A 957-nucleotide genomic window follows, 5' to 3' on the forward strand; every position below is an offset into this window, starting at 1 on the left:
ACCGTTGAAAAATCGAGCATTTGATCCTGCGGACAAATGTAACAATCAAAATACTCGTCGTAGAGAAACTCGTTTTTTGATAACAGTCCCTTTTTCCCTTTAGGTCTTGAATAAGGCAAACAAGGACGGAGGTTCAAGTGAGTCAAAAAGTGAACAAACTTAGGTGTCTTATACCCAGCATCAGCGACGACACAATTGATTTCAGGAAAAAGTCTCTTCGATTGTTTGACGAGTTGAAAGGCAATTTGACTGTCATGAATATTTCCAGGAGTCACGATCGTGCTGAGAACAAACCCGTTGTCGTCGCATGAAGTATGGGCAGAATAAGCAAACTGTTTCTCTCGTTCGCTTTTGACGTAGTAGCCGCTTTCCGGATCACTCTTACTTATTTTTCTTTCTTTCATCTTCACTTCCGTTTCTAAGTCCAAAGTAAAAGGGCGTTTTCCGGCCTCTATTCGTTGACGATTGATCTCATCTTCTAATTCATCTTGATAGGCTTTCGCTTCGTCATGGGTCATTTCCTTCGTAAACTTATGTTTATTGGCATTGGCTTTAATGTGAGTCGAATCGAGGTATAGATTATCCTCCGTCACAAAGCCAGCTATAACTGCTTGTTCTAAAATATAAGCAAAAATATCTTCAAACAACGTGGTTTCTCTAAAGCGTCGCACATAATTTTTCCCAAAGGTTGAAAAATGGGGGATTTTTTCTTCGAAGGAATAGCCTAAAAACCAGCGATAGGCGACATTAGTGTCGACTTCTTTAATGGTTTGTCGCATGGAACGGATGCCAAATAAATACTGGATAAACACCAATTTAATCAGAATGACTGGATCGATACTTGGGCGACCTAAATCGGAGTAAGCGGATTCGACGATTGGATAAATAAAATCAAAATCAAGCGCGGCATCAATCTTTCGAACAAGATGATCTTGAGGAACCAGATCATCAATCGTG

1 protein-coding gene is annotated in these 957 nt (G+C 40.1%); it reads right to left on the bottom strand.

The window, feature by feature from the left end:
- The coding region (locus AC4J95_RS21075; RefSeq protein WP_494551547.1) for an IS1182 family transposase at positions 1-957 on the bottom strand (957 nt) is incomplete at both ends.

The organism is Enterococcus sp. GPZ-007, assembly GCF_059374735.1.